Source organism: Streptomyces sp. NPDC051636 (assembly GCF_044453765.1).
In the GTDB taxonomy this organism is placed as follows: domain Bacteria; phylum Actinomycetota; class Actinomycetes; order Streptomycetales; family Streptomycetaceae; genus Streptomyces.
Genome location: NZ_JBITDA010000042.1, coordinates 26537 through 51847 on the forward strand (window position 1 = coordinate 26537; position 25311 = coordinate 51847).

General features: G+C 71.3%; 29 protein-coding genes and 2 pseudogenes. 19 read left to right on the forward strand and 12 right to left on the reverse strand.

The features are described from left to right. Positions 1-13 precede the first annotated feature (13 nt). Entirely contained in the window at positions 14-430 is a 417-nt protein-coding gene (locus tag ACIBBH_RS39195) for an SRPBCC domain-containing protein (protein WP_399413234.1), read from the forward strand. Here ACIBBH_RS39195 and ACIBBH_RS39200 read toward each other — a convergent pair. The 4 genes from ACIBBH_RS39200 to ACIBBH_RS39215 all read right to left on the reverse strand — a co-directional run bounded on the left by ACIBBH_RS39200 (position 427) and on the right by ACIBBH_RS39215 (position 5578). Then, positions 427-1974 carry a hypothetical protein gene (locus ACIBBH_RS39200; protein ID WP_399413236.1) on the reverse strand — a complete coding sequence of 516 codons (1548 nt, stop codon included), beginning with the start codon at positions 1972-1974 and terminating at the stop codon, positions 427-429. The two genes, ACIBBH_RS39195 and ACIBBH_RS39200, sit on opposite strands and share 4 nt — an antisense overlap. Further along, on the reverse strand, positions 1974-4076 hold the full coding sequence (locus ACIBBH_RS39205; protein ID WP_399413238.1) for a hypothetical protein: 2103 nt from the start codon (positions 4074-4076) through the stop codon (positions 1974-1976). Before ACIBBH_RS39205 ends, ACIBBH_RS39200 begins: the two co-directional genes overlap by 1 nt. 85 nt (positions 4077-4161) lie before the next feature. Next, positions 4162-5148 (reverse strand): isopenicillin N synthase family dioxygenase, encoded by a 987-nt coding sequence (locus ACIBBH_RS39210; RefSeq protein ID WP_399413240.1) that lies wholly within the window; start codon positions 5146-5148, stop codon positions 4162-4164. Continuing rightward, entirely contained in the window at positions 5126-5578 is a 453-nt protein-coding gene (locus tag ACIBBH_RS39215; RefSeq protein ID WP_399413242.1) for a nucleoside deaminase, read from the reverse strand. Before ACIBBH_RS39215 ends, ACIBBH_RS39210 begins: the two co-directional genes overlap by 23 nt. Positions 5579-5759: 181 nt before the next feature. On the opposite strand from ACIBBH_RS39215, the gene ACIBBH_RS39220 reads away from it, so the two are divergent. Then, positions 5760-6002, forward strand: coding sequence for a hypothetical protein (locus ACIBBH_RS39220; protein WP_399413244.1), 243 nt, complete (start codon positions 5760-5762; stop codon positions 6000-6002). Between the two features lie 91 nt (positions 6003-6093). Here the strand turns inward: ACIBBH_RS39220 and ACIBBH_RS39225 are convergent, their stop codons facing one another. The 3 genes from ACIBBH_RS39225 to ACIBBH_RS39235 form a co-directional block, all read right to left on the reverse strand. Continuing rightward, the gene (locus tag ACIBBH_RS39225) at positions 6094-6447 is read right to left on the reverse strand and encodes a hypothetical protein (protein WP_399413246.1); all 354 of its coding nucleotides are present in this window, start codon (positions 6445-6447) and stop codon (positions 6094-6096) included. Then, positions 6444-7070: a DUF6232 family protein gene (locus tag ACIBBH_RS39230; RefSeq protein ID WP_399413247.1), complete on the reverse strand. Its 627-nt coding sequence runs from the start codon at positions 7068-7070 to the stop codon at positions 6444-6446. Before ACIBBH_RS39230 ends, ACIBBH_RS39225 begins: the two co-directional genes overlap by 4 nt. Before the next feature lie 121 nt (positions 7071-7191). Next, positions 7192-8166 carry a zinc-binding alcohol dehydrogenase family protein gene (locus ACIBBH_RS39235; RefSeq protein WP_399413249.1) on the reverse strand — a complete coding sequence of 325 codons (975 nt, stop codon included), beginning with the start codon at positions 8164-8166 and terminating at the stop codon, positions 7192-7194. A gap of 106 nt (positions 8167-8272) precedes the next feature. On the opposite strand from ACIBBH_RS39235, the gene ACIBBH_RS39240 reads away from it, so the two are divergent. After that, on the forward strand, positions 8273-8593 hold the full coding sequence (locus ACIBBH_RS39240) for an ArsR/SmtB family transcription factor (protein ID WP_399413251.1): 321 nt from the start codon (positions 8273-8275) through the stop codon (positions 8591-8593). 68 nt (positions 8594-8661) lie between these two features. On the opposite strand, the gene ACIBBH_RS39245 is transcribed toward ACIBBH_RS39240, so the two are convergent. Further along, complete coding sequence (locus ACIBBH_RS39245; RefSeq protein WP_399413253.1) at positions 8662-8952, reverse strand: PLD nuclease N-terminal domain-containing protein; 291 nt, start codon at positions 8950-8952, stop codon at positions 8662-8664. Positions 8953-9028: 76 nt separating this feature from the next. Here ACIBBH_RS39245 and ACIBBH_RS39250 point away from each other — a divergent pair, with 76 nt between their 5' ends. The 11 genes and pseudogenes from ACIBBH_RS39250 (at position 9029) to ACIBBH_RS39300 (ending at position 18908) form a co-directional block, all read left to right on the forward strand. Next, positions 9029-10486: a menaquinone biosynthesis decarboxylase gene (locus ACIBBH_RS39250; protein ID WP_399413255.1), complete on the forward strand. Its 1458-nt coding sequence runs from the start codon at positions 9029-9031 to the stop codon at positions 10484-10486. Beyond that, positions 10483-11385, forward strand: a complete 903-nt coding sequence (mqnP, locus tag ACIBBH_RS39255) for a menaquinone biosynthesis prenyltransferase MqnP (protein WP_399413257.1) — start codon at positions 10483-10485, stop codon at positions 11383-11385. The genes ACIBBH_RS39250 and mqnP overlap by 4 nt, the downstream gene beginning before the upstream one ends. Before the next feature lie 292 nt (positions 11386-11677). After that, entirely contained in the window at positions 11678-12346 is a 669-nt protein-coding gene (locus ACIBBH_RS39260) for a UbiX family flavin prenyltransferase (RefSeq protein ID WP_399413300.1), read from the forward strand. Between the two features lie 77 nt (positions 12347-12423). After that, positions 12424-12879: an Lrp/AsnC family transcriptional regulator gene (locus ACIBBH_RS39265; protein ID WP_399413260.1), complete on the forward strand. Its 456-nt coding sequence runs from the start codon at positions 12424-12426 to the stop codon at positions 12877-12879. A gap of 82 nt (positions 12880-12961) precedes the next feature. After that, positions 12962-14125, forward strand: a complete 1164-nt coding sequence (gene mqnE / locus ACIBBH_RS39270) for an aminofutalosine synthase MqnE (RefSeq protein ID WP_399413262.1) — start codon at positions 12962-12964, stop codon at positions 14123-14125. A 52-nt stretch (positions 14126-14177) separates the two neighbouring features. Next, entirely contained in the window at positions 14178-14828 is a 651-nt protein-coding gene (locus ACIBBH_RS39275) for a UdgX family uracil-DNA binding protein (protein ID WP_399413264.1), read from the forward strand. A 16-nt stretch (positions 14829-14844) separates the two neighbouring features. Next, on the forward strand, positions 14845-15369 hold the full coding sequence (locus ACIBBH_RS39280; protein ID WP_399413266.1) for a GNAT family N-acetyltransferase: 525 nt from the start codon (positions 14845-14847) through the stop codon (positions 15367-15369). Between the two features lie 84 nt (positions 15370-15453). Continuing rightward, positions 15454-15753: a DUF4229 domain-containing protein gene (locus ACIBBH_RS39285; RefSeq protein ID WP_399413269.1), complete on the forward strand. Its 300-nt coding sequence runs from the start codon at positions 15454-15456 to the stop codon at positions 15751-15753. Positions 15754-15799: 46 nt separating this feature from the next. Further along, positions 15800-16501 carry a TetR/AcrR family transcriptional regulator gene (locus ACIBBH_RS39290; RefSeq protein WP_399413271.1) on the forward strand — a complete coding sequence of 234 codons (702 nt, stop codon included), beginning with the start codon at positions 15800-15802 and terminating at the stop codon, positions 16499-16501. 96 nt (positions 16502-16597) lie between these two features. Beyond that, positions 16598-16759, forward strand: a pseudogene (locus ACIBBH_RS39295) (acetyl-CoA C-acyltransferase); the annotation flags it as partial. 208 nt (positions 16760-16967) lie between these two features. Further along, positions 16968-18908: an AMP-dependent synthetase/ligase gene (locus ACIBBH_RS39300; protein ID WP_399413273.1), complete on the forward strand. Its 1941-nt coding sequence runs from the start codon at positions 16968-16970 to the stop codon at positions 18906-18908. Positions 18909-18971: 63 nt separating this feature from the next. Here ACIBBH_RS39300 and ACIBBH_RS39305 read toward each other — a convergent pair. Continuing rightward, positions 18972-19136: pseudogene (locus tag ACIBBH_RS39305) on the reverse strand (beta-ketoacyl synthase N-terminal-like domain-containing protein); the annotation flags it as partial. A 96-nt stretch (positions 19137-19232) separates the two neighbouring features. Here ACIBBH_RS39305 and ACIBBH_RS39310 point away from each other — a divergent pair. The 3 genes from ACIBBH_RS39310 (at position 19233) to ACIBBH_RS39320 (ending at position 21963) form a co-directional block, all read left to right on the forward strand. Beyond that, positions 19233-19541: a helix-turn-helix transcriptional regulator gene (locus tag ACIBBH_RS39310; RefSeq protein ID WP_399413275.1), complete on the forward strand. Its 309-nt coding sequence runs from the start codon at positions 19233-19235 to the stop codon at positions 19539-19541. Between the two features lie 224 nt (positions 19542-19765). Then, complete coding sequence (locus ACIBBH_RS39315) at positions 19766-20758, forward strand: DUF1259 domain-containing protein (RefSeq protein ID WP_399413278.1); 993 nt, start codon at positions 19766-19768, stop codon at positions 20756-20758. Further along, a complete protein-coding gene (locus ACIBBH_RS39320) occupies positions 20758-21963 on the forward strand; it encodes a cytochrome P450 (RefSeq protein WP_399413280.1) in 1206 nt (401 codons plus the stop codon). The genes ACIBBH_RS39315 and ACIBBH_RS39320 overlap by 1 nt, the downstream gene beginning before the upstream one ends. On the opposite strand, the gene ACIBBH_RS39325 is transcribed toward ACIBBH_RS39320, so the two are convergent. Next, on the reverse strand, positions 21923-22195 hold the full coding sequence (locus ACIBBH_RS39325) for a DUF397 domain-containing protein (RefSeq protein ID WP_399413282.1): 273 nt from the start codon (positions 22193-22195) through the stop codon (positions 21923-21925). The genes ACIBBH_RS39320 and ACIBBH_RS39325 overlap by 41 nt on opposite strands. Beyond that, on the reverse strand, positions 22192-23055 hold the full coding sequence (locus tag ACIBBH_RS39330) for a helix-turn-helix transcriptional regulator (protein WP_399413284.1): 864 nt from the start codon (positions 23053-23055) through the stop codon (positions 22192-22194). The genes ACIBBH_RS39325 and ACIBBH_RS39330 overlap by 4 nt, the downstream gene beginning before the upstream one ends. Positions 23056-23181: 126 nt before the next feature. On the opposite strand from ACIBBH_RS39330, the gene ACIBBH_RS39335 reads away from it, so the two are divergent. After that, complete coding sequence (locus ACIBBH_RS39335; RefSeq protein WP_399413286.1) at positions 23182-23658, forward strand: ATP-binding protein; 477 nt, start codon at positions 23182-23184, stop codon at positions 23656-23658. Here the strand turns inward: ACIBBH_RS39335 and ACIBBH_RS39340 are convergent. Beyond that, on the reverse strand, positions 23597-24490 hold the full coding sequence (locus tag ACIBBH_RS39340) for a LysR family transcriptional regulator (protein WP_399413288.1): 894 nt from the start codon (positions 24488-24490) through the stop codon (positions 23597-23599). The genes ACIBBH_RS39335 and ACIBBH_RS39340 overlap by 62 nt on opposite strands. A 195-nt stretch (positions 24491-24685) precedes the next feature. On the opposite strand from ACIBBH_RS39340, the gene ACIBBH_RS39345 reads away from it, so the two are divergent. Further along, positions 24686-25234 carry a DUF6817 domain-containing protein gene (locus ACIBBH_RS39345; RefSeq protein WP_399413290.1) on the forward strand — a complete coding sequence of 183 codons (549 nt, stop codon included), beginning with the start codon at positions 24686-24688 and terminating at the stop codon, positions 25232-25234. Positions 25235-25311 lie beyond the last annotated feature (77 nt).

Here is a 25311-nt window from a genome sequence, read left to right on the forward strand (position 1 = left end):
CCAGGCTGGTGTCATGACCGGTTCCATCGAACAGGGCACCAGCCAGACCCACGGGAACACGCACATACTGCACTTCCTGGTGCGGCTCCCGAGGCCCATGGAGAAGGTCTGGCCGGCGCTGGCCACCCCGGAGGGGCTGGCGGGCTGGTTCACGGACGTCGACGTGCTGGAACCGCGGCTCGGCGGGATGGTCGCGCTGCGCGGCCTGGGCGCCGGGGAGATCACCGCGTGGGACGTGGACCGGGTCGCCGAGTACACCGTCGAGGGCGGCGGCCGCATCCGCTTCCATCTGGAGCGGGACGGGGAGACGGGGGCCGCCCTGCGGTTCACCCACGAGTTCCAGGGCGAGGGGGAGTCGGAGCCGTCCTGGCGGGCCCGTTTCGAACGACTGATCGAACAGCTGGGGGAGGGCCCCCAGCGGGCTCCCTAGGACGGCGGCAGGCACTCCTTCCCCGGCGGCTTCCCCTCCGGCCAGGCGATCTTCACGAAGCGGGAGCCGCCCTCCGGGACCAGCTCCACGATCGGTACGGCCTTGTCGTACGGGTTGCCGTGCGCGTCCAGGCAGATCCAGCCGCTCGCCCCGCCGAGCCGCAACCCGCCCTGCACCTGTCCCCACTCGTGGCCCACCCGCGTCAGCGCCGGGGGCACCTTGCCGCCCCGCGAGGCCATGAGGATGCCGCGCGCGGCCAGCCGCACGGCGTCGTAGCCGATGATCAGCTGGCCGTCGTCCAGGCCGGCCGAGCCGATGGGACCGACCGGCTCCCCCTTGGCCTCGGCCACCAGGCCGAGCAGGTCCCGCGCGTCCTTCGCCGAGCCGCCGGTGGTCGCGGGGGTGGCGGTCCAGGCCTCCGGGTGGGCGAGGGAGGTGTAGCGCACGGAGAGGTTGTGGCCGAGTGCCTTGCGGTCCAGCTTCCCGTCGCCGGTCAGGTACGAGCCCTCGTCGCCGGTGAGCAGGGTGAACTTCCGGTCGTCACAGCCGCGCGCGCCCAGCGCGTTGATGAACTGCCGCAGCTGGGTGTGGCGGCCCGCGAAGAGGATGGTGTCCGTCGTCCTGGGCGTGGAGCACAGGATCTGGGTGATCTCCCAGAACGTGCCGGCGGTCGAGCCCTCCTTGCTGCGGTCGGCGGGCGGGTAGAACGGCCGCGGCTCCAGATGCGAGCCCTTGAGCAGCACGGTGAACGCGTTCTTCAGCGTCTGCGTGTACGGGTCCCCGGGCTTGTCGTACACCAGCATCGCACGGCCCGCGCTGACCTTCGCGAAGGAGGCGAGCGCACGGGCCTCGTCGGTGTTGGTCGGCGAGACCCGGGCCAGCCCCGGGAAGGGATCCTTGCCGTGCTGACCGTTGGCCAGGTCGTCGGCGGTGATGGAGGAGCCCACCACCGGGATTCCGCGCCGGGTCAGCTCCTTGACGGCCTTCTTGTTGCTGTCGGTGCTCTGCCCGATCCCCGCCACCGCCCGCAGCCGGTCGGCGGAGGTCGTCATCCGGGTCAGCTGGTCGACCGTCCGCTGCCAGTGCGCTCCCGTCGCCCCGGGGTTGGCCAGCACCAGCCGGATCGCCGGAACCATCGCGTTGGCGGCGTGGTTGGCCTGGTACTGGGCCAGGTAGGCGCCCTGGAGCTGGTGCTGGATGTCGGCCAGGCTGGAGGGGGCGGTGGAGGTGTACGGCAGCATCACCGCCACGGTGACGTAACTGCCGGACCTCAGCCGCCGGTTCTCCCGGTCGATCGCCTTCACGGCGTCCTTCAGCTGGGGCCGCCCGAAGTCGTACGCGTTCGACGCCACGCCCACGCACTCGTCGCTGCCCTCCGGCCGTACCACCCCGGGCGCGCAGGACCGGTCGTCGTGCGCGAGCGTCCGCACCGCGAAGACCAGACCCACCAGCAGGGCCGTCGTGACCAGCAGCGCCAGATAGCGGCGCAGCGGGATCTCCCAGACACCCTCACGCACCCACGTGCCCACGCCTCTGCGCGCCATCACGCCTCCCCGGTCCGGTCGTCCTCGTCGTCGTCCGGGGCGTCCAGCGGGCGCCCGGCGAGCGCGGCGGCGGGCCAGTCCCGGGAGGCCCGCCACAGCAGCGCGTTGCCCGCGGGCCGCAGGTTGGACAGCTGCTCCAGCTCGAACCGCATCCGGTCGCAGACCTTGGGATCGGGCAGCACCAGCGGGTCGGTCAGCTGCCACACCGCGTGCAGCAGCCGCCGCACCCGCAGGTGCAGTACGGCGTCCACGCCCTCCGGCACCGCCGGCTCGGCGTCCGTACGGCCCAGCGCCACCGCGGCCCGCCGGTCGCCACGCCCGGTGAAGTCGCGGCCCTCGTCGTCGTGCGCGTGGAAGTAGGGCGCGGAGCCGACGAAGCGGAGGGTGCGCAGCCAGCCGCGGGGGTCGGCGGTGAAGAAGGTGTCACGCAGATGGGCGACCGCCGAGTCCGCGGAGCCCAGGGCGAGTTCGTGGTACAGCCGGTAGCGGGCACGCCCGGGATCCTCACCGTCCTCCCGCGCGTAGTGGGCGATCAGCGTCTCGTGCGCCGTGCGCCACGCACGGTGGTCGGCGTCCCGCAGATGCAGCCGGAGCAGCAGCAGGGTCCGTACGAAGGGATCGCCGACGACGTGCCCGGGCGCGCCCGGCAGCCCCTCCTCCGTGAGCCGGGTCTGCAACGCCCGTACGTCCGCCGGGCCGAAGTCGTCCGGGAGGAGCGCGTGGGCCAGGGCGCAGGCGGAGTCGTGGTCGTGGGCGGCGGCCAGCACGGTCAGCTCGTCCAGTCGGTCGGCGGGCACCAGCCGGTCGAGGAGCTCGCGGTAGGCGGGCGCGCCGTCGCGGTCCTCGTGCAGCCGTACCTCGGCGGTGAGCAGCTCCCCGAGCGAGGTCGCCCCGGGCAGGTGCTGTGCGGCCGACTCCGCGAGCAGGGCGATGCCCAGCGGGTTGCCGCCGGTCAACCGGTGGGTGGCGTGCGGGAGCTGGGGCGGCACCGGCAGTTCGTCGCAGACCGCGCCCACGATGTGCAGGGTGTCGTCGGGGGTGAGCGGCGACAGCGACACCAGCAGCGCCCGGGAGGACGGCACGGCGGCGTCCGGCGTCCACTCGCTGCGCCGGGCCACCTCGGGCAGGGTGCGGCGGGCGGCGTTGCGCAGCGCCTCCCGCCCGTCGCCGCGCCGGGCGCCGATGAACACCACCTGGTCGGCGATGCCCTCGGCCCGGTCGCGCAGCACGGCCTCGATCAGCCCGGGCCCGGGGTCGCTCTGCGCGTTGTCGACGAGGAGGAGCGGCCGGCCCAGCCGCCGCATACGCGGCAGCACGCCCGCATACGCCTCCGTCAGGTCGGTGAGCAGGGCCCGTACGAGGTACCGCTCGGCGTGTTCCCGGGAGGTGCCGCCCGCCCGGAAGTGCCCCGACAGCAGCATCAGCCCGCGCTGGGCGTGCCCGCCCGCGTTCGGGTACGTGCGGTACCACACGGACGCCTTCTGGTGCCGCCGGTGCGCGAAACCCTCCGCGACCGACTCCAGGGTGGCCTCGATGGCCCCGGACAGCAGCGGCCCGGTCCCGGTGGCGGCGGCGACCACCTTGGCCGCGACCTTCCCGGCCCACCGCCCGGCGAAGCCACTGATCCACGAGCCGCTCTCGCCCAGCAGCAGGATCCGCTCGACCTCCCGCCGGATCCGCTCCGAGTCGGCGTCGCCCCAGCCGCTCGCGGCCACCGCGACGAGGCCCGACATCAGCCGCGGGAACTGGATCCGGCCCGCGCCGGTCACCGGTTCCGCCAGCTGCTCGGCGACCACCAGCAGCCCCTGCGTCACCGGCGACCAGGACTCCGGGGGCCGGTCCGCGGGCGGCCCCGCGAACTGCTCGTCCGCACAGTCGATCAACGCGACCGGCGTGTGCCCCTGGTACGCCTCCCGCAGTTCCCCGAGCACCGCGCTCTTGCCCAGGCCCCGCGCCCCCGTGAACAGGACGAGGGGCAGCTCCTTCGGATGTTCGACCGGATGCGCACGGTGCTGGTACGGGCGCAGGCCCAGCAGCCGCGGAGCGAGCCCGGCCGGATCCGTGTCGAACAGGGCCCCACGCCCGTGCAGACGTCTGTGCACCGCATCCCCCCTCGAACTCAAGTGTAGGAAGGGGTAGTTGCTTCAGGCCAGATGCCGTGATGTCCGTTGGGTTACGATAATTCCGTCAGCGTCGGCCGACGGTGATCGAGTCCAGCTTCTCGCGTAGATACACGTGCGAGTCGACGGGCGGATACGCCACCCGCCCGACCGGCGCCGGCACGGACTCCACGAGGGTGCCCGGGGTGCACTCACCGAAGTACACGAGTGACATCAGCTCCTCGGCGGGCGCGTCGGCGGGTGGGGGCAGGACCCGGTGCCGGCCGGAGCGCCACCGGTCACCCGTCCAACGGGCCATGAGATCCCCGATGTTGATGGTGAAGGCGGCCGGATCGTAGGGCGCGTCCTCCCAGCCGCCCTCGTCCGTGTACACCTGGAGCCCGCCCCTGCCCGCCTGCCGGTCCAGGATGGTGACCGTCCCGAAGTCGGTGTGCGGCCCGATCCGGAACTGCCCGGGCTCCGGCTCGCCGGTCACTTCGGTGCCCGGATACCAGTTGATGTTGAAGCCGTACGTCGGATGGTCCATGTGGCGGCTGAAGAAGTCGGGCTCGAGCCCGAGGGCGTACCCGAGCAGGGAGAGCAGCTCCCTCTCCAGCCCGGCCATCCTCCCCAGGTACGCCTCGCACAGGGACCGCAGCCCGGGCACCTCGGCGGGCCACACGTTCGGCGCGTACCACTCGGCGTTGACGACCGGATCCTCGAACGGCTCATGCGTGGCGAAGGTCAGCGACTCCTTCAGGTCGGGCGGCGTCTCGGTCCCCTCCGCGTACCCGTTGGCCTCCGCCCCCGGCCCGAGCCAGCCGCGCCCGCCGACCTTCGTCTCGTACGCCTCCTTGACCTCGGCGGGAAGCGTGAAGAACGCCCGTGCGGCCGCCCTGATCCGCTCGCGCAGCGACGGCTCGACACCGTGCCCGGTGACCAGCAGGAATCCGGCGGTCCGGAGGGCCTCGTCGACGGTACGGGCGATGCGGGCGCGGGTGTCCGGGTCGCCGTCCCGCCAGGGACGCAGGTCGATGCTGGGGATACGGGGCTCAGTCACTGCCGATGTCCTCATTCCACAGAGCCGGGTTCTTCTCGATGAAGTCGCGCATCAGTGCCGTGCACTCGGGGTCGTCGAGGAGGAACACCTCCACGCCGATCTCGGCGAGCCAGTCGTGCCCGCCGCGGAAGGTGACCGCCTCGCCGACCACCACCCGTGAGATGCCGAACTGCCGGACCAGCCCGCTGCAGTACCAGCACGGCGACAGCGTGGTCACCATGGTCGTCCCCCGGTACGTCCGCTGCCGCCCCGCCGCACGGAAGGCGGCCGTCTCCGCGTGCGCCGAGGGGTCGTCGTCCTGGACGCGGCGGTTGTGGCCGCGACCGAGGAGGGTGCCGTCGGGACCGTAGAGGGCGGCACCGATCGGGATGCCGCCCTCGGCGAGCCCGGCGCGGGCCTCGGTGACGGCGGTGGCGAGCCAGGTGCGTGCCTGTGCCTGATCCATGCCTTCACTCTCCTTCGGCGGAAACCGCGGGGCAACGTGCGGAACGTACTCTCCCCGCGATCCGCGGCGGAGCTGATCGCGGGGAGAGCCCTGGGCGAGCACCCGACCGCACTCCTCTACCCTGGCCCGATCATCGCCGCGCGAGCGGCGGTTGGGCCCCGGGTGGTGGGAGGACACGGTCATGGTTGCTGCTCCGGTGCTGCAGGAGCTGCGGGAGGTCTGCCAGCCGCAGGCCAAGCTGGCGAGCCGGAACGGTGAGCACTGGGCGGGGCGGCTGTACATGCGCGGGGTCTCGCTGCGGTTCACCCGGCAACTGGTGCGCACGCCGGTCACCCCCGACCAGCTGACCTGGACGATACGGCGACCGGCGGCATCGACCCGACCCGCTGGGCCCTCGCCGCACTGGCGGTCATCACCTGGGTGATGGTCCCGGCCCACCTGCTGTCGATCCTGTCGTCGTCGCGACTGCGCTGAGCGGCGGGATCGCGGACCGGGGCCGGGAACCGGGTTCCGGGCTACGAGCTCAGCAGCCCGAGGATCCTGTTGACCGCCTCGACGACCGGCTGGCCCACGGCCCCGACCGTCGCCGCGATGCCCGCGACGGCCATCAGCGCCCGGTGCCGCTGCTGCGTCGGCGCGCCCGGGTCGGCGGTGATGTCCGGCAGGGAGTCGTCGATGGCCTGGGCGCTGGCCGGCGGGACCTGCCCGCGCAACTGCTCGACCAGGGCGACCAGTTCCCGGACCGCGGCCTCCAGTTCGGGGGAGGCCGCGGGAGCGGCGGGCGCCGCCTGGTTCTTGATGATGCCGGTGTTGCCCTGCCCGCCGTGCATGCTCACGCTGTCGCCGAAGTAGTAGTTGTCGCCGCTCATGCGTGCGCCACCCCCACGTTGCCCGCACCGCCGTACATGTTGACGTTGTCCCCGAAGTAGTAGTTCCTGGGGTTGACCATGATGCGGTCCACCCTGACCTGGAACTCCACCTCGGGGTTCTCGATCGCGTGGACGATGGAGCCGACCAGCCCGTCCAGTTGGCGCGGGTCGGGGCTCGTCACGATGGCGACGGACGGGCCGGACGTCTCCACGGCCAGGACGTACTGCACCGGCGCCGTCAGGACGGAGAACAGCTCGATCACGCTGAAGACCAGCGCGGCCACCGCACCCAGCCACACGACCGTGACGATCCCGCTCGCCGCGCTCTCGCTCGCGAGGCCCGTGATGCCGCCGAGGATCGTCAGGGCGAACGCCACCGACAGGATGATCCCCAGACGCTTGAGGAACAGCACGGTGGCTTCCTTGCGCTTCGGCGTGAGCAGGTAGGTGTACACCCGCGTGACGTTCTCCAGCGGGTACGCGGCACTCCCTACCCACAGCAGCCGCTTGCCGACCCGCAGGTCGATGCCGGTCACCGACTGCGGCGGAACGGCGGGCGGCGGTGGAATGTCGAAGTGCCCCGGCGGTTCGGCACTGGCCACCGGCGGTTCTGCGCTGCTCATCTGTCCCCCTGAGGCATGGGTGATGACACGACCCATCACTGACTGCAGGCCATTAACCACTCCAAGTGGTCCTCGGTGCAAGTCGGAATCAGCGAGCAACTGTGAGGCGGTTGTGGAGAGTTCAGGGGAGCACCCGCAGCAGCAGCTTCCCCGTGCTCGCCCGCGCCCCCATCACCCGATGCGCCTCGGCCGCCTCCGCCAGCTCGAACTCCGCCGTCACCGGCAGGGACACCGTGCCGTCGGCCACCCTCGCGAACGCCCGCTCCGCGAGCCGCCGCAGCTCGCCCGGCCCCGTCTTCGCCAGCGTCAGGATGGAGAAGCCGGCGACGGAGAGGCCGAGGGGATACAGCTCGGGCCGGCCCACGGTCCACGGCTCGGCGGAACTGGCGTTGCCGAAGGAGACCAGGCGGCCGAAGACCGCGAGGGAGGCCAGGCTGCCGCGCAGGGTCTCGCCGCCCACCGGGTCCAGGGCGAGGTCGACTCCGCGGCCGCCGGTGGCCGCCCGGACCGGCTCCTCGAAGGCGCCGACGAAGACCTCGTCGTAGCCGTGCTCCTTGGCGTACGCCGCTTTGGATGCCGAGGACACCACGCCGTACACCGCCCCGGCACCCGCCGCCCGCGCCAACTGGCCCACCGCCGTGCCGACTCCGCCCGCCGCGCCCTGGACGAGGACCGTCTCGCCGGGCTGGAGGCGGCCGACCGTGTGGACGAGGGCGTACGCGGTGGGCAGCACCGTCGGCAGGGTGGCCGCCGTGCGGAGGCCGGCGCCGGAGGGGAGGGGGAAGACGGTCACCGCGTCGGCCACGGCCACCTCCGCGTACGCCCCGCCCTCCGCCAGGGCCGCCACCCCCTGGCCCACGGCCAGGCCCTCGACGCCCGCGCCGACGGCGCGGATCCGGCCGGAGACCTCCAGGCCGGGGACGTACGGCAGCGCGGGCACCCGGTAGCCCTCCGCGCGGGCCTTGAGGTCGGCGAAGTTCACCCCCGTGTACGCCACGTCGATGCTCACCTGGCCGGGGCCGGGTTCGGGGACGTCCCGCTCCACCACCTTCAGGACCTCGGGACCGCCGTACTCCTGGAACTCGATCGCGCGCATGTCGTACCCCCGGCTCGAGAGACTCGTCCACGTCTGTTCAACGAAAACCGAACACTCGCGAGTGTATGGTTTTCATCGAACACTCGGCAACCGCAGGGAGGACGACGTGACCGCCACCCGTCATCGGGCCGCCCCCGAGCACACCCACCCGGACGACGTCCCGGTCCTCACCGCCCTCGCCGCCCTCGCCGACCCGGTACGGCTCACGCTCGTAAGGGAGTTGGCCGGTTCCGCCGACTGGTCCCGCAGCTGCGGCAGCTTCGACGTGCCCGTCGGCAAGGCCGCCCTCAGCCACCACTTCTCCGTCCTGCGCGGGGCGGGCCTGGTCGAGCAGCGGGACGAGGGACCGAAGCGCGTCAACAGGCTGCGCCGGCAGGAGTTCGACGCCCGCTTCCCGGGACTGCTGGACCTGGTGCTGCGCGAGTAGCACGCGCCCGGAACCGGCCGATGCGCAACCGGCAGGCACCGGCGGCTACGGCACCGCCCGCGGCTCCCTCAGTCCGACTCGGGGTTGTCCTTGTTGAGGGACTTCAGGAACTCGGGGTTGTCGTCGGGCGCGACCCAGCGGGCCCCGCCCGCGCCCGGCCCGACCGCCGGAGCACCCCGCACCTTGCCGGCGATCAGCCAGGCGACCGGGCCGACCAGCACCTCGCCGAAGAGCAGGATGACGATCACCCAGATCACCTTCGGCAGCGCGCGCACCTCCTCCTCGGGGGTGTTCAGGCAGTCCACGAAGGCGTAGATCCACAGCGCCAGGACCAGCAGGAGCGGCAGATACCTGAGCATGGTGGTGCGATCTCCTCGGGAAGTGGGACGGCCCCGGTGACCGGGCCAGAGTAGCGGGTGGCCGATACTGGGACGCATGGCTTACGACGATCTTCGCTCCCTGCTCAGGGCACTGGAGCGCGAGGGAGACCTCAAGCGCATCAAGGCCGAGGTCGACCCGTACCTGGAGGTCGGGGAGATCGTCGACCGGGTGCAGAAGGCCGGCGGTCCCGCGCTGCTCTTCGAAAACGTGAAGGGCTCCGCGATGCCCCTCGCGATGAACGTCTTCGGCACCGACCGCCGGCTGCTGAAGGCGCTCGGCCTGAAGTCGTACGGCGAGATCAGCGACAGGATCGGCGGGCTGCTGCGCCCCGAACTGCCGCACGGCTTCGTCGGCGTGCGCGAGGCCTTCGGCAAGCTCGGCGCGATGACGCACGTGCCGCCGAAGAAGGTGAAGTCCGACAACGCGCCCGTGCAGGAGGTGGTCCTGCACGGCGACGAGGTCGACCTCGACCGGCTCCCCGCGCTCTTCACCTGGCCCAAGGACGGCGGCTCCTTCTTCAACCTGGGGCTCACCCACACCAAGGACCCCGAGACCGGCATCCGCAACCTCGGGCTGTACCGCCTCCAGCGCCACGACCGGCGCACCATCGGCATGCACTGGCAGATCCACAAGGACAGCCGCAACCACTACCAGGTGGCCGCACGCAGGGGCGAGCGCCTCCCGGTCGCCATCGCCTTCGGCTGCCCGCCCGCCGTCACCTACGCCTCCACCGCCCCCCTCCCCGGCGACATCGACGAGTACCTCTTCGCCGGGTTCGTCGCGGGCAAGCGGATCGAGATGGTCGACTGCAAGACGGTCCCGCTCCAGGTCCCGGCGAACGCGGAGGTCGTACTGGAGGGCTGGCTGGAGCCGGGCGAGATGCTGCCCGAGGGCCCCTTCGGCGACCACACCGGCTTCTACACCCCGCAGGAGCCGTTCCCCGCGCTCACGATCGACTGCGTGACCATGCGCAGGCGCCCGCTGCTCCAGTCGATCGTCGTCGGCCGCCCCCCGACGGAGGACGGCCCCCTGGGCCGCGCCACGGAGCGCTTCTTCCTCCCCCTGCTGAAGATCATCGTGCCGGACATCGTGGACTACCACCTGCCCGAGGCCGGAGGCTTCCACAACTGCGCGATCGTCTCGATCGACAAGAAGTACCCCAAGCACGCGCAGAAGGTGATGCACGCGATCTGGGGGGCCCACATGATGTCCCTGACCAAGCTGATCGTGGTCGTCGACGCCGACTGCGACGTCCACGACCTGCACGAGGTCGCCTGGCGGGCCCTCGGCAACACGGACTACGCCCGCGACCTCACGGTGGTCGAGGGCCCCGTCGACCACCTCGACCACGCCTCCTACCAGCAGTTCTGGGGCGGCAAGGCGGGCATCGACGCGACGAAGAAGTGGCCCGAGGAGGGGTACACGCGCGACGGGGGGTGGCCGGACATGGTGTTGTCGGATCCGGAGACGGCGGCGAAGGTCGACCGCCGCTGGAAGGAGTACGGCCTGTGAGCAGCGTTTCAGCCGCCATCCCCCAGCCGGGACGCACCAAGGCATTCCTCCGCCTGGTGATGATCGAGCACTCGGTCTTCGCCCTCCCCTTCGCCTACATCGCCTCCCTCACCGCGATGTACCAGTGGGACAGGAACATCCACTGGGGCCGCCTGCTCCTGGTCACCGTCTGCATGGTGGGCCTGCGGACCTTCGCGATGGCGGTCAACCGCATCATCGACCGCGAGATCGACGCGAGGAACCCGCGCACGGCCCACCGCGAACTGGTCACCGGCGCGATGTCCGTCCGGCACGCCTGGACCGGCGCCCTGATCGCCCTGGTGGTCTTTCTCGGCGCGGCGGCCCTGCTGAACCCCCTCTGCCTCGCCCTGGCCCCCATCGCCGTGATCCCGATGGTGGTCTACCCCTACGGCAAACGCTTCACGAACTTCCCCCAGGCCATCCTGGGCCTGGCCCAGGCCATGGGTCCGGTCGGCGGCTGGCTCGCGATCAGCGGCGAGTGGTCCTGGCACGCCGTGATCCTCGGTCTCGCCGTCGGCGTGTGGATCGGCGGCTTCGACCTCATCTACGCCTGCCAGGACGTCGACGCCGACCGCGAGATCGGCGTCATGTCGGTCCCGGCCCGCTTCGGTGTGCCCGCCGCCATCCGGGGCGCGCGGGTGTGCCACACGGTCACGACGGCCCTGTTCGTCTGGTACGCGCTGGTGACCCACGCCGGCGCCTTCTTCTGGCTGGGCCTGGTGGTCGTCGCGGGCGCGTTCGTCTACGAACACAGGATCGTCCGCCCGCACGACCTGTCCCGGTTGAACAGGGCGTTCTTCTCGACGAACGGTTTCATCGGGATCTCGCTGTTCGTCTGTGCGTTGCTGGACCTCTTGGTACGGGGGCTCACGCTGTAACCCGTCCGGGTGGCATCAGCGGCGAGGGGCCGGTCGGGCTGCCGCCGGATTCCCACGCTGATCGGGCCGTTGTGCCGGCTGTGGCGGGGATGGCCCGAGAGCGATTCCCATGAATCCGTTCACGGTGAGGTGCTCCCCGCCCCGCGGGGCTCGTCCGGCGGCCCCGGCCTGCGTGCCGGGCCGCGTGGCTCCGCCGTCGCCCCGGTGCCGGAGGCGTAGGCGCCCCACCCGTCCTGAACACCGCTCGTCCCGCCGGTACGCTCAAGGTGTGAACGCAGGAGAAACGCAGCGCGTGCCTTGGATCGTGGGGGTGTCCGGAGCATCCGGGACTCCGTACGCGGCTGCCGTGCTGCGGGGGCTTCTCGACGCCGGGGAGCGGGTGGACCTGGTGGTCAGCCGGGCGTCGCGGCTCACGCTGCTGGACGAGACGGGGATCTCGTTCCGGGACGCGCACTGGCGGGAGGACCTGCGGGAATGGCTCGCGAGGGGGGCCGACGGGAAGCCGGAGACCTTCGCGGTGGACGTCGAAGGGGTGCGGTACTGGAACGCGGGGGACCTGGCGGCCGGGCCGTCGTCGGGGTCGTACCCGGTGAAGGGGATGCTCATCGTGCCCGCTTCCACGGCCTGCGTGGCCGGGGTCGCGCTCGGGCTGTCCAAGGACCTGTTGCAGCGGGCGGCGAGTGTCACCCTCAAGGAGCGCCGCCCGCTGGTCGTCGCCGTCCGGGAGACCCCGCTGAACGGCCAGACCCTGCGCCACCTGGTCGCCCTGGACGACGCGGGCGCGACCGTGGTCCCCGCCTCGCCGGCCTTCTACGCGGGCGCGACCCACATCCAGGACCTGGTGGACTTCGTCGCCGGACGCATCCTCGACGCGGCGGGTGTGGAGCACCGGCTCTACCGCCGCTGGCGGGGGGACCTGGGCGGCGGTACCGCAACCGGCGACGGAACCCGCACGACATGAGCGCCATCTGAGCAAGTCGAGTTAGTGGCAGTACCTCTCATCACTCCAAGAACTTTTCACCGGAAGGCTTCGATCGCATGGACGCGGTGGACAGGCAGCTCATCCAGGCCCTGAGGGAGAACGGCCGGGCCTCGTACGCGGAGCTGGGGCGCCTCGTCGGCCTGTCGGGACCCAGCGTCACCGACCGCATCAACCGGCTGGAGGCGGCCGGCGTCATCACGGGCTACCGGGCCACCGTGAACTCCGCGTCCCTCGGGCTCGGTGTCACCGCCCTGATCGGCATCTCGCTCTCCGACGCCGCCGACCACGAGGACGTGGCCCGCCGGCTGAAGGACCTGCAGGAGATCGAGGACTGCTGGTTCATCGCGGGTGACGACTCCTTCATGCTCAAGGTCCGGGCGACCGATGTCGACGGGCTGGAGAAGATCATCCGGCGGCTCAGCGGCACCAAGGGCGTGTCGCGGACGCGTACCACCATCGTGCTGTCCACGAAATGGGAGAACCGGGTCGGGGAGCTGCCCGAAGAGGTGTAGGCGCGAAGCGCCGTACGGGGGCTCCGCCCGCCCGAAGGGCGGGGGAGTACGGTTGGTCAGGCTGTCGTAGAAAGGTGTTGGTATGGACGTCGGGCTCAAGCGCGAGCTGGAGGAGAAGGTCCGCTCCGGTGAGCGGCTGACCCGCGAGGACGGCATCGCGCTGTACGAGTCGGACGACCTGGCCTGGCTGGGCGGGCTCGCCCACGAGGTGCGGACGCGGAAGAACGGCGACGTCGTCCACTTCAACGTCAACCGGCACCTCAACATGACCAACGTGTGCACGGCCTCCTGCGCCTACTGCTCCTTCCAGCGCAAGCCGGGCGAGAAGGACGCGTACACGATGCGCATCGAGGAGGCGGTCAAGCTCGCCAAGGCGATGGAGTCGGAGAACCTCACCGAGCTGCACATCGTCAACGGCCTGCACCCGAACCTCCCGTGGCGCTACTACCCGCGCTCCCTGCGCGAGCTGAAGGCCGCCCTGCCGAACGTCTCCCTGAAGGCCTTCACCGCCACCGAGATCCACCACTTCGAGACCATCTCCGGGCTCGGCGCGAGCGAGATCCTCGACGAGCTGATCGACGCCGGCCTGGAGTCCCTCACCGGCGGTGGCGCGGAGATCTTCGACTGGGAGGTCCGGCAGCACATCGTCGACCACCGCACCCACTGGGAGGACTGGTCGCGGATCCACCGGCTGGCGCACGAGAAGGGGCTCAAGACCCCGTGCACCATGCTGTACGGCCACATCGAGGAGCCCCGGCACCGCGTCGACCACGTGCTGCGGCTGCGCGAACTGCAGGACGAGACCGGCGGCTTCCAGGTCTTCATCCCGCTGCGCTACCAGCACGACTTCGTCGACATGAAGGACGGCAAGATCCGCAATCGCCTGCAGGCCCGGACCCAGATGGCGACCGGCGCCGAGGCCCTGAAGACCTTCGCGGTCTCGCGGCTGCTGTTCGACAACGTCCCGCACGTGAAGGTCTTCTGGGTGATGCACGGCGTGCAGACCGCCCAGCTCGCCCTTCAGCACGGCGCCGACGACATGGACGGCTCGGTCGTCGAGTACAAGATCACACACGACGCCGACAACTACGGCACCCCGAACAAGCTGACCCGCGAGGACCTGCTCGACCTGATCCGCGACGCGGGCTTCCGGCCGGTCGAGCGCAACACGCGGTACGAGATCATCCGCGAGTACGACGGTCCGGACCCGGCGCGGCGCGAGTCCCCGCAGCCGATGCGGGTGTGACGCCGTGACCCGGCGACCGTGAGGGCCGGTGCCGGGCGGGTACCCGTCCGGCATGGCCACCACGAAGGCCCCTGAGGAGGCCTACACCGCCGAGCCCTTCGTCCCCGACCGGGCCGGCCTGACCGCCCTGCGCGAGGCCGCCGCCGGATGCCGGGGCTGCCCGCTGCACCGGAACGCCACCCAGACCGTGTTCGGGACGGGCGCCGAGGACGCGCGCGTGATGCTGGTCGGCGAGCAGCCCGGCGACCAGGAGGACCGGCAGGGCAGGCCCTTCGTGGGGCCCGCCGGGAAGCTGCTGGACCGGGCGCTCGCGGAGGCGGGGATCGACCCGGGCGAGGCGTACGTCACCAACGCGGTCAAGCACTTCAAGTTCACCCGGACCGAACCCCGCAAGCGCCGCATCCACAAGGCGCCGACCCTGCGCGAGATGACCGCGTGCGGGCCCTGGCTCGCCGCCGAGCTGGCGGTGGTCGAACCCGAGCTGATCGTGGTGCTGGGCGCCACCGCCGGGAAGGCGCTGCTCGGCTCGTCGTTCAAGGTGACCGAGGTGCGCGGGACGGTGCTGGAGCACGAGATCCACGGGCGGCAGGAGCGGCTGGTGCCGACCGTGCATCCCTCGGCGGTGCTGCGGGCGGAGGACCGGGAAGGGGCGTACCGGGGGCTGGTGGCGGATCTGAAAGTGGCTGCACGAGCGCTGGGGTAATAGATACCATCCGCGCATGCCCCTTACCTTTACGCTCGGTCCCGCTGTCACCCCCGCCCTCCGCGACGGCATCCTCGACCTGTGGACGGACGTCTCCAACGCGGGCGGAGCCGTGGGCTTCGTACCGCCGGTGACGCGGGAGGACATACGCCCGGAGCTGGTCGGACACTTCGTCGCGATGGCCGAGGGGCGCCACCGGCTGCTGGTCGGGCACGACGAGGCGGGACAGGTCGCCGCGACCGCCTTCCTCTCCTTCAACACGCACCGGCTGATGACGCACTGGGTGTGGCTGTACACGGTGATGGTGCACCCGAGGCACCAGGGCAAGGGCTACGGCCGCGACCTGCTGGCGGCGGCCGAGGACGCGGCCCGCGGCTTCGAGGGCATCGACGCGATACGGCTCTCCTGCCGGGGCGGTCTCGGCCTGGAGCGGTTCTACGCCTCCTGCGGCTACAAGGAGGTCGGCCGCGTGCCCGGCGCGATCCGGGTCGCTCCGGGTGACGACCGGGAGGACGTCACGATGCTCCTGCCTCTGCGGTGATTCGTCCCACCCCCTTCCAAGACCGGTGGCCGGGCATGCTTCACTGGACGGTGCCCCTTTTCGTCATCGGAAGACTGGATTGAGATGCTCCGCTACACGCTGATGCGCCTCGGTATCTTCGCGGGCTGCCTCGTGGTCGTCTGGGGCGCTGTCTACTCCGGGATCTTCCCGCGCGGCTTCGGCGACTCCAACATCCTGTGGGTCCTGCTGCTCTCCCTGGTGCTCTCGGCGCCGATCAGCTGGGTGGTACTGCGCAAGGAGCGGGACCGCGCCTCCGTGCAGATCGTGCAGAAGGTCGACCGGGTGAAGGCCAACCTGGAGGCCAACCGCAGCCAGGAGGACCTGGCCGACGACGCCGCACGGGCGCAGGGCCAGACCTCCTGAGCTCCTCTCCGGCGGCGCCCGCGGCGGCCCCAACTACGCTTGCCCCATGGGTGCCGTGAAGACCAAGCGGATGCCGCGCGCGGTGCGGGAGCAGCAGATGCTCGACGCCGCCGTACAGACCTTCGGCCAGCGGGGGTACATGGCCGCGTCGATGGACGAGATCGCCGAACTGGCGGGGGTCTCCAAGCCGTTGGTGTACCTGTACCTGAATTCGAAGGAAGACCTTTTCACCGCCTGCATCCGCCGTGAGGCCAAGGCGCTGACGCAGGCCGTGCGCACCGGGGTCCGGCCCGGCCTGCCCGCCGACCGCCAACTCTGGGACGGACTCCAGGCGTTCTTCGCGCACACCGGCGAGCACCCCGAGGGCTGGTCCGTCCTGCACCTCCAGGCCCGCACCCACGGCGAGACCTTCGCCGCCGAGGTCACCGCGATGCGCGAGGAGATCGTCGCGTTCGTCACCCGGCTCATCGCCGTCACCGCCCGGGAGGCCCTCCCCCACTCTCGACTTCGCTCGAGCGGGGGGACCCCCATGGACCCCGACCTCCCCGAGCACGAGGTCGCCGGCCTCGCCGAGGCCCTCGTCGGCGCCGCCGAGTCCCTCGCGGCCTGGGCCAACGCCACCCCGGGCGTCACCCCCCGGCAGGCCGCTGCGACCCTGATGAACTTCGCCTGGGCGGGCCTGGCCAACCTCATGGAGGGCCGCCCCTGGTCACCGCCCGAGCCGGCGGCTCAGGAGAGCAGCGCGTAGACGTCCCCCGTCACGTGCACCGTCTCGCCGCCCCGCAACTCGAACCGCCCGCCCTGAGCCGCGTACGTCACCGCCCCCCGGCGGCAGCACCGGCGCGGCTCCTCCCTCGCCACCGGCCACCCCTTCGCCGCGGCCGGCGCCCGGCTCGTCGCCACGCTGGCGAAACCGCTGTCCGAGCGGGAGGGACCGGCACGCGGACTGATCTCGGTCCGCGCGGCCGGCGGCCAGGGTGTGACGGCGATCCCGGAGCGAACATGAACCACCGTCACCTGATCCCCGAGATTGCACAGGCCTGGCGCGGGACCATCCCCGAACCAGCACACGCCCACCACAGAGGCCTCGTACGATCACCTCCTTAATCGCCGGTAACTCCTTTGTGGAACAGGACCGTCGGTGAACGCCTCGGTATCCGGGGCACGTACGTCATGCAGCAAGCAGGTCACGCTGCACGCCCGAGGAGCCGCCCGTGTCCACCCCGTACCCGCACGCCCCCGTCTCCTCCGGCGCCCCCGTCCACGCCACCGACTACGACGGCGTACCGATCCTCGTCGAACCCGAGACACGGCGTCTGGAGGGGGTCGTCCGGGAGGCGTCCGTCCCACCCTTCGCCGCGCCGGTCACCCACGGGTCGCTGGCGGACCTGCCGTTCGAGAACGCGGAGGCGGACCCCGGCGCGGTCGTCCTCAGCCGCAGGACCTCCGACGGCGGCTGGCAGGACGTGACGGCGGCCCAGTTCGCCGTGCAGGTACTGGAGGTGGCGAAGGGACTGATCGCCGAGGGCCTGACGCCCGGCGACCGCATCGCCATCATGGCCCGTACGACGTACGAGTGGACGCTGCTGGACTTCGCCGCCTGGGCGGCCGGCCTGGTGACCGTCCCCGTCTACCCCACCTCCTCCCTCTTCCAGACCCGCTGGATCATCCAGGACTCCGGCGCGGTCGCCCTCGTCACCGAGACCGCCGGCCAGGCCGCTGCCATCGGCCCCGAACTGCAGCGCCTCCCCGACCTGCGGCACGTGTGGGTGATGGAGAAGGGCCATGTGGACCGCCTCGCGGAGCTCGGCGCGCAGGTGCCGGACGCGGAGGTGGCCGTACGCCGGGGCATGCTCGGCCCCGACACCCTCGCCACCCTCATCCACACCTCCGGCACCACCGGCCGCCCCAAGGGCTGCGCCCTCTCGCACGGCAACTTCCTCGCCGGGGCCGACAACGCCATCGAACTCCTCCACCCGGTCTTCAAGGCCAAGTCCGGGGAGCAGGCGTCGGTGCTGCTGTTCCTGCCGATGTCCCACATCTTCGGCCGGATGGTGGCCATCACGTGCGTCCGGGCCAGGGTCCGGCTGGGCCACACCCCGAGCCTGAAGGCGGCGGACCTGCTGCCCGACCTGGCCGCCTTCAAGCCGACCTGCCTGCTGACCATCCCCTACACGCTGGAGAAGGTCTTCAACACCGCCCGCGCCAAGGCGGAGGCGGGCGGACGCCTCTCCACCTTCGACCGTGCGGCGGCCACCGCCCGCCGGTACGGCGAGGCCCTCGAAGCCCGCCAGACCGGCACCGGCAACGGCCCCAGCCGCTCCCTGAAGGCCGCCCGCACCTTCTACGACCCCCTGGTCTACCGCCGCCTCCGCAACGCGATGGGCGGCCGGGTCCGCTACGCGATCTGCGGCGGCTCCCCGCTCGGCCGCCGCCTGGCCGCCTTCTACGCCGGCGCGGGCATCGAGATATTCGAGGGCTACGGCCTCACGGAGACCACCGGCGCCTCCACGGTCACCCCGCCCCTCAAGCCCCGCCTGGGCACGGTCGGCTGGCCCCTGCCCGGCACCAAGGTCCGCATCGCGGCCGACGGCGAGATCCTCATCGCGGGGGACCACGTCCTGCGCGGCTACTGGGACCCCCAGGCGGGCGGAGTCGTCCCCGCGACCCGGGACGGCTGGCTGGCCACCGGCGACATAGGCGAACTCGACGACGAGGGCTACCTCACCATCACCGGCCGCAAGAAGGAGCTCCTCATCACCTCCGGCGGCAAGTCCGTCGCCCCCGCCCCGATGGAGAACTGGCTCCGCTCCCACCCCCTGATCTCCCAGTGCATGCTCGTCGGCGACGGCCGCCCCTACGTCACCGCCCTGTTCACCCTCGACCCCGACGGCATCACCCACTGGCGCCTGATGCACGGCAAGCACCCCGTCCCCCCGGAACTCCTCGCCGGTGACGAGGAGTTGGCGGCCGTCCTGCAACGGGCGGTGGACGAGGCCAACAAGCTCGTCTCCCGGCCCGAGTCCATCCGGCGCTTCGCCGTCCTGCCCGTCGACTTCACCGAGGAGGCCGGTCACCTCACGCCGTCGATGAAGCTGCGCCGGGAGGCGATCATGCGGGACTTCGCGGCGCAGGTGGAGGGCCTGTACAGCTAGGGCCTGCCGTCCGCCGTCCACGAATCCACCGCGCCTGCCACCCGCGGGCACAGCCGTCCCGGTGGGGAACCGGTCTGCGGGCGCGGGGCCGGTGGCGTCCCGGCCCGAGCGGAGCAGTTCCCACAGCTGCCCGGGGCCGTGTGCCCCCGGCAGGCGGCACCCGAGGCCGATCACGGCGACGGGCACCGGTGTGCGCCGCTGATCGAGCGCACCGTTGTAGCCTGACATCTCTTCCCCCGTACTTGGTCCGGCTGCGTGCCGTCTGCCGGGACGCGACCGCACGGGCCCGCGCCCCGGCGCCGACCATGGTTACCCGGAGCCGGCATGTCCCGGTCGGTGTTCTCACAGATGTTCCGGGAGCTGGTGGGCGAGCCGCCGATGCGGCACCTGATGGTGCGCCGTCTGCAGGAGGCCAGGCGGCTGCTCGCGGACACGTCCGTGCCCCAGCAGGACATCGCCCAGCGCATCGGCTACCGCAGCCAGGTCGGCTTCCACCTCGCGTTCCGCAAGGAGTTCGACATGACCCCCGGCGAGTACCGCACACGCCGGGCCCGGGGAACCCGCCCCAGGCGGCGGGGACGGGCAGGCCGGCCCCGGATCCGGCACGACGAAGGCCCGGCCTACCCGGCCTGAGGAAATCCCCTGGTACGGCCTGGAGAGGACACCGCCAAGCCGACGCCCCTCGACTGCGCTGGCGCGGCACCGTCCCTTTCCTGCGACCTGATCGGCCCAGGGGTGCCGCTGCGGGGCTCTCACCCGACCGCCAAGCCCGCTTAGCCCACCTGGCCGCACCCGCCGGTGCAGATCACCGGTCCGCGGCGCCTGCCGTGCTTCCATCGCGCCAGGAGGCATATGACATGACCGATGACCGACAGCAGCACAGCCGACCCCCACTCATCCCGTCCCGGCGCCGCATGCTGGCCACCGCCGCGCTGACGCCCGTACTGACCGGGGTGGTCCCCGGCACGACGCACGCGGCGGGCCGCACCCTGGCCAAGCCGGTGATGACCAAGCCGGCCGACTGGTCGGACGTGGGCAAGGCCCTGGGCGCCCCCGGCGACATGAAGCGGTACATGTACCACACGGGTCTCCCGCGCCGGGACCTGAAGGTGCGCTCCCACGGCATCAGGATCGACGCCGCACTCGCCCTCGGCACCCACGTGTCCTTCGTCCGCTACGACGACGGCAGCACACTGCTCATGGGCGACGCGGTGGTCACCGAGCAGGAACTCCAGCCCTTCAGCGACGCCCTGCAACAGCACGGCATCTGGCAGACAGCCATCCACAAGCACCTGCTCGCGCAGAAGCCCGACATCTGGTGGGTACACGTGCACGCCCACGGCCACGACCCGGTGGCCGTCGCCCACGGCCTGCGCGCGGCATTCGACCGGACGGCCACACCACGGCCGGAAACGGCCACCCCCGCCTCCCTGCCGCCCCTCGACCTGGACACCGCCGCCATCGACGCCGCGATCGGCGTGCCCGGATCCCGCGACGGGAACGTCTACAAGAGCACCTTCGTCCGCAAGGAGACGATCACCGACGGCCACCTGATCCTCCCCCCGGGCCTCGGCTCCACCACCTCCGTCAACTACCAGCCCCTCGGCAGGGGCCGGGCCGCGATCAACGGCGACTTCGTCATGGTCGCCGACGAGGTCCAGGCCGTCCTCGCCGCTGTCCGCCGCGCCGGCGTCGACCTCGTCGAACTCCACCACCACAACCTCACCGACAACCCCCGCCTCTTCTTCGTCCACTACTGGGCCGTCGGCGACGCCGTCCGGCTCGCCAAGGGCCTGCGCCCCGCCGTGGACGCCACCAACGTCGTGCCGATGCCCGGGGTGACCGCCTGATGACCACGAACGACGAACCGGTCACCTGCCCCTTCTCCTACAGCGAGGCCCTGGAGTTCGACCCCGAGCTCGCGGCCCTCATGGAACGCGAGTCCCCCACCCGCATCCGCCTCCCGTACGGCGACGCCGACGCCTGGCTCGTCACCGACTTCCAGTCGGTCCAGACCGTGACCTCCGACCGCCGCTTCAGCCGGGCGCGGATCATGGGCTACGACTATCCCCGGATGACACCGGAACCCATCGTGTCCCCCGAGTCCGTCAACGTCATGGACCCGCCCCAGAGCAGCCGCGTACGGAGCCTGGTCTCCCAGGCGTTCACCCAGGAACGGGTCGACGGGATGCGGGAGCGGATCGTCCGGCTCGCGGACTCGTTGCTGGACGAGATGGCGAAGGAGGGACCGCCCACGGATCTGGTGCGGCACCTGTCGGACCCGTTCCCCCAGCACACGATCCTGGACCTGCTCGGCATCCCCCGGGACGACTGGCCCCGGATGCGCGAACTCGTCCTCAAGCTCCTCGTCACCGGCCGGGACAACAAGGAGACGGCGGCCCAGGTCAAGGCCGACCTGACCGCCTACTTCCACACCGTCGTGGAGCAGCGCCGCCACACCCCGGGGAACGACATCGTCAGCGCGATGATCGCCGCCCGGGACGGCGAGGACCAGCTCGACGACAAGGAAATGGCCGTCATGACCCTGACGCTGGTGCTCAGCGGCCAGGACACGGCCACCTGCCAGATCAGCAACATCGTGTACCTGCTGCTGACCCGGCCCGAGCTGATGAACCAGCTGAGGCGACACCCCGAGAGCCTCCCGGACGTCATCCACGAGCTGCTCCGCTACATCCCGTTCCGCAAGGGCGTCGGCATCCCCCGCGTGGCCGTGGAGGACGTCGAGCTGGACGGCGTGAAGATCCGGGCCGGGGAGTTCGTCCACGTGTCGTACCTGACCGCGAACCGCGACCCGGCCCGCTACCCGGACCCCCACGTCATCGACCCCGGCCGACCGCACACCCCCCACATGACCTTCGGCTGGGGCGGCCACCGGTGCATCGGCGTGCCCTTGGCCATGGCGGAACTGGAAGTGGCGGTGGGGCGGTTGCTGGAGCGCTTCCCCGGCCTGCGGCTGGCGGTGCCGCCGGAGGACGTCCGGTGGGATGCGAAGACTATTCGCCGGTTCCCCGTGGAGCTGCCGGTGACTTGGTGAGGGGGAGGAAGGCCTGCCAGGCGGTGGGGGAGAGGGTCAGGTGAGGGGCGGTGGGGTGCCGCTTGGAGTCGCGGATGCGGATGGTGGTGGGGAGGGCGGCGACTTCTGGGCATTCGCCGCCCTCACCGTCGCTGTAGCTCGACTTGAACCAGCTATAGGCCACCTCGACGCAGTCACCACCCTCGCCATCGCTATAGCTGGATTTGAACCAGGTGAGTTCCGCGTTGCTCATAGCTCCTCCAGCTTCGTCTCGATCAACGCCCGGGACTCCGTGGGCGGGAGAGCCATCGCTCGCATGATCCCATAGCGATCGGCGATCTTCCTGACCTCTTCCGGGTCTGTGATCAGGCGGGGGAACCCCTGAGCTTCGGTGTATGCCACCTGCGCATTCCCCTTGGGCGTCAGCAAATTGAACGCGCTGCCCAGATTGGGGTGTTCCTCGAGCTTCGTTGGCATCACCTGGATCTCGACATTCCGCATGCCACCGACCTGCAACAGGCGCTGCAGCTGCTCGCCATGCACGCGCGGCCCGCCGATGGGTCGGTCCAACACCACCTCCTCGAGTACATAGCTGACGACAGGCGACGGCCAACGGTCGAAGACCTGTTGCCGGGTCAGCCGGTCAGCGACGCGCTTCTCAATGGTCTGCTCGTCCAGGAACGGCCGCCGCTTGGCGAACACGGCCCGCGCGTGATCCTCGGTCTGAAGCAAGCCGTGTACCGCGTGGTTGCAGTAGTGGTGCAGCTCGATCGCCGCCGCCTCCATAACCGCATACCCCCGGTACCACTCTGGGTGTCGGGTGCGCGCCTTCTTCAGCGCCTCCTTGACGTCAGGGATGGCCGCCGTGAGGAGCCCCCCGGCCTCAAGCAACTCATCCGCCTTCTCCAACAACTCCGGCTGAGTAACCCGCACCCCCCGCTCCATGGCCGAAATCGCATCGGGCCCGTAGGCGACAAGGTGCCCCAGCTCCTTCTGCGTGAGCCCCTTCCGCTCCCGAAGCACCTTGAGTTGCTTACCCAGCGTCGTGAACAACCCCGTCGTACCGTCGGCCTCCGCAGGGGTCTCCGGCCTCCGCTCGCCCTCTTCCGTCACCTCACGCCACCCCGCTCCCGATCAGGCCCGACGACCCGTACACCCAACCCACCGCACCCGTACGGCTACGCAACGTCGCCAGGTCACTCCTGGTCAGGGTAGAGAGAAGCGACCACGCTCTGTCACGTGAACTCGCAGATCTCCACCCCCACCGCCGAACTGACCCAGCGCCTGAGTGCGACGCCGCGCGGCGCGCGTCTGGCCCGTCGCCTCACGGCGCACCAGCTGGCGAGCTGGGGCTACCCCCACGACGGAGAAGTGAACGACACCGCGCAGCACGTGGTGGCAGAGCTGGCTGCGAACGCGGTCACGCACGGCCGGGTCCCGGGCAGGGACTTCGAGTTGCGCCTCTTGCTGCTCCCCGAGGAGACACTCCGGATCGAGGTGAGTGACGCGCGGGGAGACAGGCGGCTGAGGTTCGCCACGGCGGGCGACGAGGTCGACGAGGGCGGCAGAGGCCTGATCCTCGTATCGCTGCTGTCGCGGACCTGGGGGGTCAGGGAACGCGCCGTGGGCAAGACGGTGTGGGCGGAACTGCCCCTCAGGTCAACCGGGCGCGGCACTCGACGACCGTGTCGGCGAAAGCCCGGGCCGGCGGACTGAGCGCGTCCCAGCGGCGTACGGCCCACCCGACGGGCAGGGGCCGCAGCCCGGGGAGGGGAACGAGCCGGAGATCACCCTCCCCGGGCACGGGAAGCCCGGGTACGGCGGGCACGACGGCCCGCCCGACCCCCAACTCGGCGAGCAGCAGGGCGGTATCCCAGTCGGCGACGCTCGGCTCGTAGGCGAAGCGCACGCCCAACTCATCGCAGACGCTGTCGAGATGAGCGGCAGAGGCGGAGTTGGGCGGCAGCCGGATCAGGCGTACGTCACTCAGCTCGCCGGCGTCTAGGTACGGCCGCCGGGCGAGCGGATCGTCGGCCCGTACGGCCAGCACCCAGGGCAGTTCGACCACGGCCCGCTGCTCGATCCCGCGCACGGGCGGGCCGAGCGTGATCCATGCGAGGTCGAGCGTGCCGTCGGCGAGCGCGTCGAAACTGCCGCGTCCGGAACTGACGGTGCGGAACTCCAGGGTGACGTGGGGATGCCGTCGGCGGAAGGTGACGACGGCGTCGGACATGAAGTGCCGGACGGTGGTGGCCCCGGTGGCGACCCGCACGTAACCGCTGTGACCGTCGACGAGGTCCCGCAACTTCCGTACGGCGAGGTCGAGCCCGCAGATCCCCTCGGCGGCGGCGGCTTCGAGCACCCGCCCGGCGTGGGTGGGGACGACCCCGCGAGGCTGCCGCTCCAGCAGCGCCACCCCCGTCTCCCGCTCCAGCCGCTTCACGTGCTGGCTCACGGCCGACTGCGTACACCCCAGCTCCCGGGCCACCGCGCTGAGGCTCCCGGCCCGGCACACGGCCACGAACACACGCAGGTCGTCGAGGGTCACGAGACCCAAGCTAACACTTGGGCCCCGCCACAAATCCCAAGGATTGACTGGACCAATGCGCGCGTACGACGATCCCTATCGGGCCCAGGCGGCAACCCGCTCCTTCCCTCCCCGCACCGATGTCCGGACCCGGGTGGGGGGAGGAGGGAGCGGGTGCCGACCACAGACGCACGCAGGCCGAAGGGGACACGGCAAGTGGAGAACGGGACGGCGCAAGCACGGGCGCTACTGGCCCGGTTGAACGCGGACGACATCCCCCACCCGGGCGGCACCCTCCTCGCCCACTGCGAACGAGTACGCGCCCGCCTGTCCACCTGGGGCGCCCGCCCGGCCCTCCAACTGGCCGGCCTCTGCCACGCGTTCTACGGCACCGACGGCTTCCCGAGCGCCTTACTGCCGTCGGCGCGCCGCCACGAGCTTCGGGAAGCGGTCGGGGAGGAGGCGGAGGCGATCGTGTACCTCTACGGGAGCTGCGACCGGAAGGCGACGTACCCGCGCTTGAGAGCGGACCTCAACTCGCCTTTCCGTAACCGATTCACCAGCCGGGACGAGCACGCGTCACCACTCCGGGCACGCGACTTCGCCGACCTGACGGCCGCCAACGAACTCGACCTGGCCGCCCACGACCCCACCTTCCACGCCCACCACGCCCCAGCCCTCCTCGCCCTCTTCACCGACCTCCGCCCCCTACTGAGCCCGCCCGCCTGGCAGGACTGCGAGAGGGTGCTGGGCGGGGAGAGGTGAGCTGCCCGGCCGCCGATTGGTGGGGTTGCCGTGGGGGCCACTCGCTTCTTTGCAGTGTCGTGCTTCCGCGGCCCGCG